11 protein-coding genes are annotated in these 12,337 nt (G+C 66.0%); 9 read left to right on the top strand and 2 right to left on the bottom strand.

Annotated elements, in window-relative coordinates; translation table 11 throughout:
* Positions 1 to 85 precede the first annotated feature (85 nt).
* From C4B30_RS24795 to C4B30_RS24770, 6 genes are all read left to right on the top strand, one after another.
* A complete protein-coding gene (locus C4B30_RS24795) occupies positions 86 to 313 on the top strand; it encodes a sulfurtransferase TusA family protein (protein ID WP_006402122.1) in 228 nt (75 codons plus the stop codon).
* 339 nt (positions 314 to 652) lie between these two features.
* Positions 653 to 1,087 (top strand): peptidase, encoded by a 435-nt coding sequence (locus C4B30_RS24790; RefSeq protein WP_105133119.1) that lies wholly within the window; start codon positions 653 to 655, stop codon positions 1,085 to 1,087.
* 266 nt (positions 1,088 to 1,353) lie between these two features.
* Positions 1,354 to 2,058 carry a response regulator transcription factor gene (locus C4B30_RS24785; RefSeq protein WP_027784223.1) on the top strand — a complete coding sequence of 235 codons (705 nt, stop codon included), beginning with the start codon at positions 1,354 to 1,356 and terminating at the stop codon, positions 2,056 to 2,058.
* Complete coding sequence (locus C4B30_RS24780; RefSeq protein ID WP_105133118.1) at positions 2,055 to 3,416, top strand: FecR family protein; 1,362 nt, start codon at positions 2,055 to 2,057, stop codon at positions 3,414 to 3,416. The genes C4B30_RS24785 and C4B30_RS24780 overlap by 4 nt, the downstream gene beginning before the upstream one ends.
* A gap of 10 nt (positions 3,417 to 3,426) precedes the next feature.
* A complete protein-coding gene (locus C4B30_RS24775; protein WP_105133117.1) occupies positions 3,427 to 5,814 on the top strand; it encodes a CHASE2 domain-containing protein in 2,388 nt (795 codons plus the stop codon).
* A 37-nt stretch (positions 5,815 to 5,851) separates the two neighbouring features.
* The gene (locus tag C4B30_RS24770) at positions 5,852 to 6,466 is read left to right on the top strand and encodes a DUF4136 domain-containing protein (RefSeq protein ID WP_105133116.1); all 615 of its coding nucleotides are present in this window, start codon (positions 5,852 to 5,854) and stop codon (positions 6,464 to 6,466) included.
* A gap of 51 nt (positions 6,467 to 6,517) precedes the next feature.
* Here the strand turns inward: C4B30_RS24770 and galU are convergent, their stop codons facing one another.
* Both galU and C4B30_RS24760 read right to left on the bottom strand, forming a co-directional pair.
* The gene (galU, locus tag C4B30_RS24765; RefSeq protein WP_027784227.1) at positions 6,518 to 7,402 is read right to left on the bottom strand and encodes a UTP--glucose-1-phosphate uridylyltransferase GalU; all 885 of its coding nucleotides are present in this window, start codon (positions 7,400 to 7,402) and stop codon (positions 6,518 to 6,520) included.
* Positions 7,403 to 7,489: 87 nt separating this feature from the next.
* Positions 7,490 to 10,357, bottom strand: a complete 2,868-nt coding sequence (locus C4B30_RS24760) for a valine--tRNA ligase (RefSeq protein WP_105133115.1) — start codon at positions 10,355 to 10,357, stop codon at positions 7,490 to 7,492.
* A gap of 510 nt (positions 10,358 to 10,867) precedes the next feature.
* Here C4B30_RS24760 and C4B30_RS24755 point away from each other — a divergent pair.
* The 3 genes from C4B30_RS24755 (at position 10,868) to C4B30_RS24745 (ending at position 12,320) form a co-directional block, all read left to right on the top strand.
* The gene (locus tag C4B30_RS24755; protein WP_234015458.1) at positions 10,868 to 11,320 is read left to right on the top strand and encodes a type VI secretion system amidase effector protein Tae4; all 453 of its coding nucleotides are present in this window, start codon (positions 10,868 to 10,870) and stop codon (positions 11,318 to 11,320) included.
* Positions 11,317 to 11,712: a T6SS amidase immunity protein Tai4 family protein gene (locus C4B30_RS24750; RefSeq protein ID WP_199779085.1), complete on the top strand. Its 396-nt coding sequence runs from the start codon at positions 11,317 to 11,319 to the stop codon at positions 11,710 to 11,712. The genes C4B30_RS24755 and C4B30_RS24750 overlap by 4 nt, the downstream gene beginning before the upstream one ends.
* Positions 11,713 to 11,966: 254 nt before the next feature.
* Complete coding sequence (locus tag C4B30_RS24745) at positions 11,967 to 12,320, top strand: type VI secretion system amidase immunity protein Tai4 (RefSeq protein ID WP_105133112.1); 354 nt, start codon at positions 11,967 to 11,969, stop codon at positions 12,318 to 12,320.
* The last annotated feature ends 17 nt before the right edge of the window (positions 12,321 to 12,337 follow it).

Here is a 12,337-nt window from a genome sequence, read left to right as displayed (position 1 = left end):
GGCCGGGCGGGCGCGGCGGCGCTGCGGTAAAATCGCGGCTTCCTCCCGCGCCGTGTGTGGCGCGTCATTCGAAGGTCGACAGCCGATGCAGATTCACAAGGAAGTGGACGCGCGCGGGCTCAATTGCCCGTTGCCGATCCTGCGTGCCAAGAAAGCGCTTGCCGATATGGAAAGCGGGCAGATCCTCAAGGTGCTCGCGACCGATCCGGGCTCGCAGCGCGATTTCGCCGCGTTCGCGAAGCAGACGGGCAACGAGATCGTCGAGTCGACGACCCAGGACAAGACCTTCGTGTTCCTGATGCGCCGCCGCTGAAGGCGCGCATCGCACGTCCCGCCGCGCCCGGCGCCCGGCCGGCACGCCTGGCGGACCGCTTCGCCGGCCCACCCAGCCGGCTGCCCCTGAGTGTTTTCGAAAGAAGCCTGACGGGAGCGAGCGCTACACAAGAGCCAGCGCACACCCGCGCTCAGGCTCCTGTTCGATTGGAAAGCGCTTACCGCGCCTCTCTGACAATTCTTAAACCTCGTTGCGTGACCGGCTGCGTATACTGACCCGGCCGGTCGTCCGCTCCCAGCGGAGGCGCCGGCCACGGTACGTCGCACGGCGGGCTCGGGGGCCATGCCTGACGCTACCGTCGTACAACGGGGAGAGGACATGTCCTTCAGACCAGGGACCTTTCGAAGTCCGTCCGGAGCGCAAAGCATCGCGCCCGTGCGTACCTCGGAATTGAACCGGATCGAGCTCGATCCGCAACGGGACCGCCACGCGCGTGCCGCGCTGGAGGCCTATGCGGATTCGGCCGCGGCCGAGATGCCGTGGCTGGCCGAGTGGCTCGACGAACGGCTGCGCGACGCCGCGCGGGGCGATGGCTCGGGCCCGACTTACTGCGGTGCGACGATCGAACGCGTGTTCGATCTGGCGCAGGCATGGGCGGCAGGTCAGCCCGACTACGCGGCCGGCGCGTGGGAGCGTGTGCGCGACCAGTTGCAGCGGATGCTGGCGCAACCGCCGCTGTCGGAGCGGCCGTCGCCACGCGTGCCGACAGACGATTTTGCCGAGCCGGTGGCCGGCATCGCGGGCGCCGAATAGGCGTCCGGTTGCGCAACAGAAAGGATTATTCGAAGAAAGGGCGATAGTCCGCGCAATTTCTTGGCGAATTTCATACTACTATGATGAAATCGCCGGTTCGTCCGTGCCCCGTTTTTGAGATATTTAACCGGGGTCGCCGGTTTGCGCAGGTGGCGCGAGCGGCGAACGACGGCTCGCCGGCCGGTATCCGGTGCCGCGCGCATGCTGCGCGGCCGGGGCAGGCGCGGGAGCCGAATGGACGAATCGACTTCGATTTGCGGGGTGCTATGAGAATTGCTGTATTGGATGACGATCCGGCCCAGACGGATTTCGTCAGTCAAACGCTGACGGCCATCGGCCATACGTGCTATGCGTTCAAGGAAGGCAAAGCCCTGAAGAAGCGCCTGCAGCGCGAGACGTTCGACCTGCTGGTGCTCGACTGGAACGTGCCCGACATGTCCGGCGAGGAAGTGCTCAAGTGGGTGCGCGCCAACCAGACCGAGCATAGCCTGCCGATCATCTTCATGACGAGCCGCGACGACGAGGCGGGGATCACGCAGATCCTCAACGCCGGCGCCGACGATTACGTGGTCAAGCCCGTGTCGGGCCCGATCCTGCGCGCGCGCATCGGTTCGCTGCTGCGCCGCGCGTATCCGGTCAACGCCGAGGCGACCGTCCGCGAATTCGATCAGTTCCGTTTCGACGTGAACCTGAAGCAGGCGTACGTCGGCGACAAGGCCGTGAGCCTCACGCAAAAGGAATTCGAGCTCGCGCTGCTGCTGTTCCAGCATCTCGACCGGCCGCTGTCGCGCGCGCACATTCTCGACCTCGTGTGGAAGCAGGCGACCGACATTCCGTCGCGCACGATGGATACGCACATTTCGATGCTGCGCACCAAGCTCGGCCTGCGGCCCGAAAACGGCTACCGTCTTGCGCCGATCTACGGGTACGGCTACCGGCTCGAACGGGTCGGCCAGGGGGAACCGGAGTGACCGCGCGAATCACGCAGCGCACGGCGGGCCTGTGCACGGCGGCGCTGCGCGCGGCCTGCGCGGTCGCGTTCGTGTTCGCCGCGCAGCAGGCCGCGGCGCAGCCGCCCGCCGCCGCGGGAAAGACGGTCGTTTATCGCACGCAGGCGGGCGACACGCTGTACGCGGTCGCCGCGCGCTACCTGCAAGGTGCGGACGACTGGCAATTGCTCCAGCAGATCAACGGCGTGCCGGCGCCGAAGCGCCTGCAGCCCGGCGTCGCGCTGAAGCTGCCGGTCGCGCGTCTGCGCAAGGAAACGCTCACGGCACGCGTGATCGCGGTGCAGGGCACGGCCGAGCGCGCATCCGGCGCCGCCTTCGTGCCGCTCGCGAACGATGCGACGCTCGCCGAAGGCGACCGCGTGCGCACCGGCCCGAACGGCTTCGTGACGATCGAGCTGGCCGACGGCACGCACATGAGCCTGCCGCCCGACAGCCAGCTCGACCTGAAGTCGCTGCGCCGCACGGTGCTGACCGGCACGCTCGATCGCGAGTTCGAACTCACGCGCGGTTCGGTCGACAGCGAAGTCACCCACCTGAAGAAGCGCGACGACCGCTTCCAGATCCGTTCGCCGTCGGTCGTCGCCGGCGTGCGCGGCACGCGCTTTCGCGTGAACTACGACGCGGCCGGCACTGCGTCGACGCGCGTCGAAGTGCTCGACGGCACCGTCGGCGTCGCGGGCGGCCGCCAGCCGGCGGGCGCGACGCTTGTGCATGCGAAGTTCGGCAGCGTGGCGACGTCGTCCGGTGCGGTCGGCGCGCCCGTCGAACTGCTGGACGCGCCCGTGCTCGCGCATCCCGACAAGGTGCAGGACGAGCCCGACGTCGCATTCGACGTCACGCCGCTTGCGCAGGCGCATGCGTATCGCGTGCAGCTCGCGCACGATGCGGGGCTGCTCGACCTGTTCCGCGAAACGCGTACCGATTCGCCGCGCGCGGTGTTCCGCGACGTGCCGAACGGGAATTACTTCGTGCGGATTGCCGCGATCGATGCGAACGGCCTCGAGGGGCTGCCGCGCACCTATGCGTTCGAACGTCGCGTGATGGGGCTCGATGCGAGCGCGTCGCAGGGCGCGGGCGGCTACGAGTTCCGCTGGTCGCCGAACGGGTCGGGCCAGAATGCGCGTTACCGGTTCGTGCTGTCGCGCTCGAAGGACCTGAGCGCGCCGGTCGTCGATCAGGTCGGGCTGCACGCGCGCCAGATCACCGTCGCGCACCTGCCGGCGGGCGACTATTTCTGGGCCGTGACCGTCGAGGAATTCGAAGGCGGCAAGTTCTACGAGAAGACCAGTCCGGTCAGCGCGTTCACGTTGTCGCGCTGACCCGCGGCGCATGAAACCCGACTCCGTTTCCCCGCGGCGGCGCCTCGGCCGCCGCTTCCTGATCGAATGGATCGCGATCGGCTGCCTCGGGATCGCGGTGATCCTCGCGTGCGCGCTCGGCCGCCTGTCGTCGAGCGTCGACGGGTTGATCTACGACCGGCTGCTGATGCTGCGCAGCCTGCCGCTGTCGCCCGACGTGGTGGTGGTCGACATCGACAACCAGAGCGTGTCCGCGCTCGGCCGCTGGCCGTGGCCGCGCGACGTGCATGCGCGGCTGCTCGACACGCTCGCGCGCGCGCAGCCAGCCGCCGTCGTCTACGACGTGCTGTTTACCGAGCCGTCGCCGGAGGATCGCACGTTCGCGGACGCGATGAGCCGCGTGCCGACCTTCCTGCCGGTGCTGCTGAGCCCCGAGCAGGAAGACGGCACGCGATCGGTCGATCCGCCGGTCGCCGCGCTCGCCGCGCGCGCGACGGGGCTCGGCCATATCAATCTCGAAGTCGATCGCGACGGCATCGTGCGCAGCGTCGCGCTGTTCGAAAGCGACGGCCGCGTGCGCTGGCCGCAACTGATGGTGCCCGTGTACCGCGCGATCCAGGCCGGCCGGCTGCACCCGGTCGGCGGCGTGCCCGGCGCGAACGCGCACGACCTGTCGCGCGATGCGGCGGGCGACGGCCGCTACCTGATTCCGTTCAGCCGCAACACGCCCGCGTATCCGACGCTGTCGTTCGACGACGTGCTCGAAGGGCGCGTGAAGCCCGACGCGCTGCGCGGCAAGATCGTCGTCGTCGGCGTGACGGCATCGGGGCTGTACGATCGCTTCGCGACGCCGGTGTCCGGCGAGTTCGGCCCGCTGGCCGGCGTGTACATCCATGCGAACGTGCTCGACATGCTGGCGACCGGCAGCGCGATCTCGCCCGCGTCGCGCGCGGGATTGTTCGTCGCGTCGCTGCTGCCGCTCGCCGTGTTGCTGGGCGGCTTCCTGATGCTGTCGCCGTGGCGCGCGCTGCTGCTGACGCTGAGCCTTGCCGCGCTCGCCGTGCTCGCGAGCGTGGCGCTGCTGTTCGAGGCGCGCATCTGGCTGACGCCGGCGCCCGCGGTCTTCGGGCTGATCGCCGTCTACCCGATCTGGAACTGGCGACGGCTGGAAATGACGATGTCGTACCTGCGCCGCGAGCTGCAGCGGCTCGCCGACGAGCCGCACCTGCTGCCCGAGGCGCCGCGCACGCGCAGCGTCGGCGGCGACGTGCTGGAGCGGCAGATGGCGCTGATGGCGCAGGCCGCGCAGCGCGTGCAGGACATGAAGCGCTTCGTGTGGGACAGCCTCGACAGCATGCCCGAACCGATTTTCGTGACCGACCTCGCCGGCACCGTGCTGATCGCGAACCACGCGGCGAAACGCTACGGGTCGCGGCTCGCGCTGCCGCTTCCGGAAGGGCGGCCGCTGCGCACCGCGCTCGGCGAGCTGACGTTCATGAAGACCGTCGACGGCAACGCCGAACACGACGCGGCGATCCGCGAGCGCTGGCCGGCCGCGCTCGACCCGACGCTCGAGGCCGAGCACGACGCGATGGCGCGCGGCATCGAGGTGCGCGATCGCGACGGGCTCGACCATCTGCTACGCTACGCGGCATGTACGAACGCGCAAGGGCGCGTGACGGGCTGGATCGCCGGCCTCGTCGACGTGACCGAGCTGCATGCGGCCGAACGGCATCGCGAGGAAGCGCTGCACCTGCTGTCGCACGACATGCGTTCGCCGCAGTCGTCGATCCTTGCGCTGGTCGAGATCGAGCGCGATCGCGTCGAGACCGACACGATGCGCGGGCTGCTCGCGCGGATCGAGCGTTATGCGCACCGCGCGCTGTCGCTCGCCGACGAGTTCGTGCAACTGGCGCGCGCGGAGTCGCAGGCTTACCAGCTGGAAGCGACGAGCCTCGTCGACGTGCTGATCGATGCGAGCGACGAGGTGTGGCCGCAGGCGCAGGCGAAGCACATTCGCATCGAGACCGACGTGGGCGCCGACATGTGCTGGGTGCGCGCGGATCGCTCGCTGATCACGCGCGCATTCGTGAACCTGCTGAACAATGCGGTCAAATACAGTCCGTCCGACACGGTGATCACGTGTACGCTGACGGTCGAGCACGCGTCGAAGCGGATGTTCTGTACGATTCGCGATCAGGGCTACGGCATTGCGCCGGAAGATCAGCGGCATCTGTTCGAGCGTTTCAAGCGATTCCATGCCGGCGAGCGGCCCGACATCCCGGGCTCCGGCCTCGGCATGGTTTTCGTGAAGACGGTCGTCACGCGCCATGGGGGCAGCGTGTCGGTCGACAGCGAAGTGGGTGTCGGCACCGCGGTGACGGTGTCGCTGCCCGCGATCGACGAGCCGTCCGCCTGACAGGGCCGGGCGCGACGGCAGGCATTTGGGGAAAGTCATGAGAAAGCAATGGGCGGCGACCGCGCTGGCGGCGTCGCTGTTGACGGGTTGCGCCGGCGTGACGAGCGGCGTGAGCGCGGTCGGGCAGCCGAATGCATTCGCATCCGGTGCGCACGGCTACGATTTCGTACGGACGACCGCGCAGGCGGACGACGCCGAGTACCGGCGGATCGAGACGCTCGTACGCGACGAACTCGCGCACCGCGGTTTCGACGCGCAGCCGCTCAAGGACGCGCGTTATCGGCTCTCGATCGCGTATGCGACGCAGCCGGCGGCGGTCGCGACGAGCGCCGACCGGTGCGGCGCGGCCAGCAGCGCATGCGTGACGGTCGACGGGCCGGCGCCGTTCGCGCTGCCGTTCGCGGGCAAGATATACCGCCACGTGCTGACGCTGCGTTTCGTCGATGCGCAATCGGGTGCCGACGTCTATCGCGTGTCGGCGTCGCTGCGCGATCGCGATCCGGGCACGCAACAGGCCGCGCCGGCGCTCGTCAAGAGCGCGCTGGCGAAGATACCGTTCGGCGACGGCAGCGGCTGGCTCGTCAAGACGAAAAAAGACGACGCGGGCGGGATGCCGGGCGTCGTCTCGGTGAAGCCGGCCGACGCGCGCTGAGCGGTGGCCGGGAGGTGAGGGCGGGCCCGCCGGGGCGCGCCCTTGCCGCGTTCAGACGGTCGGTTGGGCGCCGTCGCGCGTGCGCAGGTACGTCTCGAACTCCGCACCGACTTCCGGGTGGCGCAGCGCGAATTCGACCGTCGCCTTCAGGTAGCCGAGCTTGCTGCCGCAGTCGTAGCGCGTGCCCTGGTACTTGTAGGCCAGCACCTGTTCGTCGGCGAGCAGCGCCTGGATCGCGTCGGTGAGCTGCAGTTCGCCGCCCGCGCCGGGCTTCAGCGCGCGCAGGTGCTCGAAGATCCGCGGTTTCAGGATGTAGCGGCCGACCACGCCGAGGTTCGACGGCGCGACGTCCGGCGCCGGCTTCTCGACGATCGCCGACATCTTGACGATCGACTCTTCCCATTCCTTGCCGTCGACGATCCCGTACGCCTTCGTCTCCGACGGCGGGATCTCTTCGACGCCGATCACCGAGCTGTGATAGTGGTCGAACACGTCGACCATCTGCTTCATCACCGGCGGGTTGCCGTCGAGCAAGTCGTCGGCGAGGATCACCGCGAACGGATTGTCGTTGACGAGCTTTTCCGCGCACAGCACCGCGTGGCCGAGGCCGAGCGCTTCCGGCTGGCGCACGTAGAAGCAGTCGACATGGCTCGGCTTGATGCTGCGCACGAGCTCGAGCAGCTTTTCCTTGCCGCGCGCCTCGAGTTCGGCCTCGACCTCGTACGACTTGTCGAAGTGGTCCTCGATCGCGCGCTTGCTGCGCCCGGTCACGAAGATCATCTCGGTGATACCGGCGGCGATCGCTTCCTCGACCGCGTACTGGATCAGCGGCTTGTCGACGACCGGCAGCATTTCCTTCGGGCTCGCCTTCGTTGCCGGCAGGAACCGCGTGCCGAGGCCGGCAACGGGGAATACCGCCTTGGTGACTTTCAACATGATCGAACCTTTATTCCTGTAATCGACTTGTCAGACGGTCTATGTTCACGTTCGCATTATAGTGAACGCAAATGACCTTACCGTTTGTTACGCAGGCAACCGATCGAGCTGCGCGCGCAGTTTTTCCAGCGTGCTCTGGAATTCCGCGACGCGTTTCTGCTCCTGTTCGACCACGGCCGGCGGCGCCTTCGCGACGAAAGCCTCGTTGCCGAGCTTCGCGTTGCATTTCGCGATCTCGCCCGTCAGGCGCGCGATTTCCTTCGACAGGCGCTCGCGTTCGGCCGCGACGTCGATTTCCACCTTCAGCACGAGCTTGTTCGGGCCGACGATCGCGATCGGCGCGCCGTGCGCTTGCTGGTCGAGCGCCGCTTCGTCCGCGAGGATCTGCACTTCCGACAGGCGCGCGAGCGCCTGGACGTACGGCGCGAACGAGCGCAGGCGCTCGGCGTCGCCGGCCGCGAGCAGCGGCACCTTGGTGGCCGGCGACAGGTTCATCTCGCCGCGCAGGTTGCGGCACGCATCGACGATCGCCTTCAGGTCGGCCGCCCACTGCTCGGACGCCTCGTCGATCTTCTGCAGGTTCGCGACCGGATACGCCTGCGTCATCAGCGACGCTTCGCCGTCGGCCTTGCCCTGCGGATAGCGGCCCGCGAGCGGCGCGACCTTCTGCCAGAGCGCTTCGGTGATGAACGGGATGATCGGGTGCGCGAGGCGCAGCACCGTTTCCAGCACGCGCAGCAGCGTGCGGCGCGTGGCGCGCTGCTGTTCCGGCGTGCCGTTCTGGATCTGGACCTTTGCGAGTTCGAGATACCAGTCGCAGTACTCGTCCCACACGAACTTGTAGATGCTGCTCGCGATGTTGTCGAAGCGGTAATCGGCGAAACCCTTCGCGATGTCGGCTTCGGTGCGCTGCAGCAGCGACACGATCCAGCGGTCGGCCGCCGAGAAGTCGAGGTAGCCGCCGGGGCCGCAGTCGCCCGCGCCGCACACTTCCGGCTTGTCGCTGCCGCAGTCGTGGCCTTCGCAGTTCATCAGCACGAAGCGCGTCGCGTTCCACAGCTTGTTGCAGAAGTTGCGATAGCCTTCGCAGCGCGCGAGGTCGAAGTTCACGTTACGGCCGAGCGTCGCCATCGACGCCATCGTGAAGCGCAGCGCGTCGGTGCCGAACGCGGGGATGCCGTCCGGGAATTCCTTGCGCGTCTTCTTCTCGATGGTCGCGGCCTGCTTCGGGTTCATCAGGCCCGTCGTGCGCTTCGCGACCAGCGCTTCGAGGTCGATGCCGTCGACGATGTCGATCGGGTCGAGCGTGTTGCCCTTGCTCTTCGACATCTTCTGGCCTTCCGCGTCGCGCACGAGGCCATGCATGTAGACGGTATGGAACGGCACCTTGCCGGTGAAGTGCGTGGTCATCATCACCATCCGGGCGACCCAGAAGAAGATGATGTCGAAGCCGGTGACGAGCACCGACGACGGCAGGAAATGCTTCAGTTCGGGCGTTTCGTTCGGCCAGCCGAGCGACGAGAACGGCACGAGCGCGGACGAAAACCACGTGTCGAGCACGTCTTCGTCGCGCTTGAGCGCACCCGTGTAACCGTTCGCCGCGGCCTGCGCGCGCGCGTCTTCCTCGTTGCGGGCGACGAACACCTCGCCGTTCTCGCCGTACCACGCGGGAATCTGGTGGCCCCACCACAGCTGGCGCGAGATGCACCAGTCCTGGATGTTCTCGAGCCACTGGTAGTAGGTGGTCGTCCAGTTCTCCGGGACGAACTTGATCTGGCCGTCGCGCACCACGTCGAGCGACGTCTCGGTGATCGACTTGCCCGGATTGAACGTGCCTTCCGGCGCCGGCTTCGTCATCGCGACGAACCACTGGTCGGTCAGCAGCGGCTCGATCACGACGCCCGTGCGGTCGCCGCGCGGCACCATCAGCTTGTGCGGCTTCACGGAGTCGAGAAAGCCCTGCGCGTCGAGATCGGCGACGATCGCACGGCGCGCGTCGAAGCGGTCGAGCCCGCGATACTGCTCGGGGCCGTTGTCGTTGATCTTCGCGTCGAGCGTCAGGATCTCGATCGGCGCGAGCTTGTGGCGCAGGCCGACCTGGTAGTCGTTGAAGTCGTGCGCGGGCGTGACCTTCACGACGCCCGTGCCGAACTCGCGGTCGACGTAGTCGTCGGCGATCACCGGGATCTCGCGGCCCGTCAGCGGCAGCGTGACCAGCTTGCCGATCAGGTGCGCGTAACGCTCGTCTTCCGGATGGACCATCAGCGCGACGTCGCCGAGCATCGTCTCGGGACGCGTGGTGGCGACCGTCAGGGAACCCGAGCCGTCGACGAGCGGGTAGCGGATGTGCCACAGGTGGCCGTTTTCCTCTTCGCTGACGACTTCGAGGTCCGACACGGCGGTGAGCAGCACCGGATCCCAGTTGACGAGGCGCTTGCCGCGGTAGATCAGCCCTTGTTCATACAGCGTGACGAACACGTCGCGCACGGCGGCCGACATCTTGTCGTCCATCGTGAAGTATTCGCGCGACCAGTCGGTCGACGCGCCGAGGCGGCGCACCTGGTCGGTGATCGTCGAGCCGGATTTCTGCTTCCATTCCCACACGCGCTCGACGAACTTCTCGCGGCCGAGGTCGTGGCGCGACACGCCCTGCGCGTCGAGCTGGCGTTCGACGACGATCTGGGTGGCGATCCCCGCGTGGTCAGTGCCCGGCACCCACAGCGTGTTCTCGCCGAGCATCCGGTGATAGCGGGCGAGGCCGTCCATGATCGTCTGGTTGAACGCGTGGCCCATGTGCAGCGTGCCCGTCACGTTCGGCGGCGGCAACTGGATCGCGAAATCGGGGCGGGACGGATCGAATGCCGGGGCGGCATAGCCGCGTTTTTCCCACTCCGGCCCCCATTGGGACTCGATGGTGTGGGGTTCGAAACTCTTCGCCAGCGTGTTGTCGCTCATGGTGGAAATTTGCCGAAAAATGCTTGTTGGAGACTTGAACCCCACATTATAAGTCGCCGTCCGCGCCAGCGGCATCCTGGCGCGCTGGAGAGCGGGGGCTTGATGGCTCCCGCTCCGGTTCGATCCTGAGGGGCGAGGCCCATTGACGAGTCGGCAACGATTGCGATCTTGAGGCGCATCTGCCTGGACTTGCTCGAAGCAGATACCACCACCAAGGTCGGTATCAAGAATCGACGGATCCAAGCCGGAACTACCGGCGATTCCCGGGACCGGCCTCGGGTCTTGGTTTTTGACGGTCCGCGTGATTGCTACGCGCTGAAGTCACACACTCGCGGATTTTCATACTGGTCCTATTTCTTTAGCTGTCGGCGCTATTCACAATGGAACGCGTTCCGGGGGGCGTTCATTTCATAATCCCGATGATTCCAGGATTCGGTTCATCCCTTTAGTCAATTCAACTTAGATAAAATCATGTCCAGGCCATCATTCTCCAGTGCATGGCACGCCTTCATGAAAGTCAGAGTTTCAGTCATGGAGGTCGGGAAGCGCATTGGTGGAAACGTCCAGAAAAATATCGAACTGCCGGAAGGCGGATTCAAGAATGCATGTCCAATCCGGATGAGCTTCGTTCTGAATGAAACAGGCTTTGCGATTCGCAAAAACCCACGGTACGCGATGGTGAGCGGAGGGGATAAGCATCAGTACATCTATCGCGTGGCAGACATGGCGGCTTATCTTGAAAGTGCATTTGGCAAGCCGGACAAGACAGTTCGGGTTCCAAAGCCGTCCGATTTTGCCGACATGAAGGGGATTATTGCGGTTAAAGGGCACGGATGGAGCAATGCAATGGGGCACATCACCCTCTGGGATGGAACACGATGCGCGGATAGTTGCCATCTCTCCGACGACCCCGACAACGGCACCTTCATTCCTGAAAGCGCATCGATATGGGTATTACGTTGAAAAGCCTGCTTCCAGCGCTCTTCGTGGTCCTGGCGACTGGTTCGGCCACGGCGGTGTCTCAAGTCACGGTCGCGGCTCCGGATTCTCGGTCCCCTGGCGAGCGGTACTCGCAAAAAACCTTGCTGAAAAATTGGGCGTTGAGTGTCTGTCTTGCGCAAGTCGCTCACAGTGTCCGCGACCGTGATGATGCGAATGCGGCCGCGAGCGCCTATCTGGAGTTCGGCCACCCGCCGATCGAAGCCTACGATGCGCTCCGTGCGCTCGCGCGGCGGTATGCCACCCGGACATACAGCGGTTCGATTCCGGCGTCGTTCAATACGATGAAGTGCATCGACCTATTCCACAGTCGGGAGCTCGACATGCTCGCCGATCGGCTGGCAAAAGCGCGCTAATGCCGAGAGTAGTCCGATCCCCGAGTCGAAATAAACGTGGTCTTGTCCTTGTCGACTTGCATGGACGGAGTGATGCCAGCGGGGCGCGATGCTTTCAATGGGCGCCAGTGCTACGACGCTTGTTATTTCAGCGAGCGGGGGGCGAACTATCGCACTAGCCGCGCTTATTTCCGGGCGCTCAAACGAACATTTTTCGGGCAGTCTGCGCCGTCGCGCTATGTTCGGCACTGTCTGCCGAAGCGGCCGATTCTGTCATGGCCGTGGGGCGCACCAATGCGGAGAATTACAAGGACAGGGCGTTGGCGGCCTGCCTGTCGATCGCTTACCGAGGATCGCCGGCAGGCAATGATGCCGAAATTACCAAGAGTGCGTTCTTGGAATGGACTTATTACGATGAGGAAAGGGGCGATCGGGCGGTCGAGCGGCTTGCAGAACACTATTTGCGCCGCGATTACGGCAATCCCGTGGAAGGTTACGCCGGGGCCGAATTTGCTCTGCTGAAATGCCTGGACCTGTATCACAGCCCCGAACTCGACGAACAAGTTCGCCGGTATGTCCCTCATCCCGAGTGGATCGGCGACAAACCGGCCGGGCGGCGCAGGAAATAACGCTGGTTACGAGCGCC

Source organism: Burkholderia sp. BE12, from assembly GCF_002959955.1.
Classification (GTDB): domain Bacteria; phylum Pseudomonadota; class Gammaproteobacteria; order Burkholderiales; family Burkholderiaceae; genus Burkholderia.
Note: the sequence above shows the minus strand (reverse complement) of the source record. Positions and strands in the feature narration are given on the sequence as shown.

What these genes read in the sequence shown, in the direction of transcription:
- C4B30_RS24795 (WP_006402122.1), top strand. Translation starts at nt 86, where the DNA reads ATGCAGATTCACAAGGAAGTGGACGCGCGCGGGCTCAATTGCCCGTTG.
- C4B30_RS24790 (WP_105133119.1), top strand. Translation starts at nt 653, where the DNA reads ATGTCCTTCAGACCAGGGACCTTTCGAAGTCCGTCCGGAGCGCAAAGC.
- C4B30_RS24785 (WP_027784223.1), top strand. Translation starts at nt 1,354, where the DNA reads ATGAGAATTGCTGTATTGGATGACGATCCGGCCCAGACGGATTTCGTC.
- C4B30_RS24775 (WP_105133117.1), top strand. Translation starts at nt 3,427, where the DNA reads ATGAAACCCGACTCCGTTTCCCCGCGGCGGCGCCTCGGCCGCCGCTTC.
- C4B30_RS24770 (WP_105133116.1), top strand. Translation starts at nt 5,852, where the DNA reads ATGAGAAAGCAATGGGCGGCGACCGCGCTGGCGGCGTCGCTGTTGACG.
- galU (WP_027784227.1), bottom strand. Translation starts at nt 7,402, where the DNA reads ATGTTGAAAGTCACCAAGGCGGTATTCCCCGTTGCCGGCCTCGGCACG.
- C4B30_RS24760 (WP_105133115.1), bottom strand. Translation starts at nt 10,357, where the DNA reads ATGAGCGACAACACGCTGGCGAAGAGTTTCGAACCCCACACCATCGAG.
- C4B30_RS24755 (WP_234015458.1), top strand. Translation starts at nt 10,868, where the DNA reads ATGAAAGTCAGAGTTTCAGTCATGGAGGTCGGGAAGCGCATTGGTGGA.
- C4B30_RS24745 (WP_105133112.1), top strand. Translation starts at nt 11,967, where the DNA reads ATGGCCGTGGGGCGCACCAATGCGGAGAATTACAAGGACAGGGCGTTG.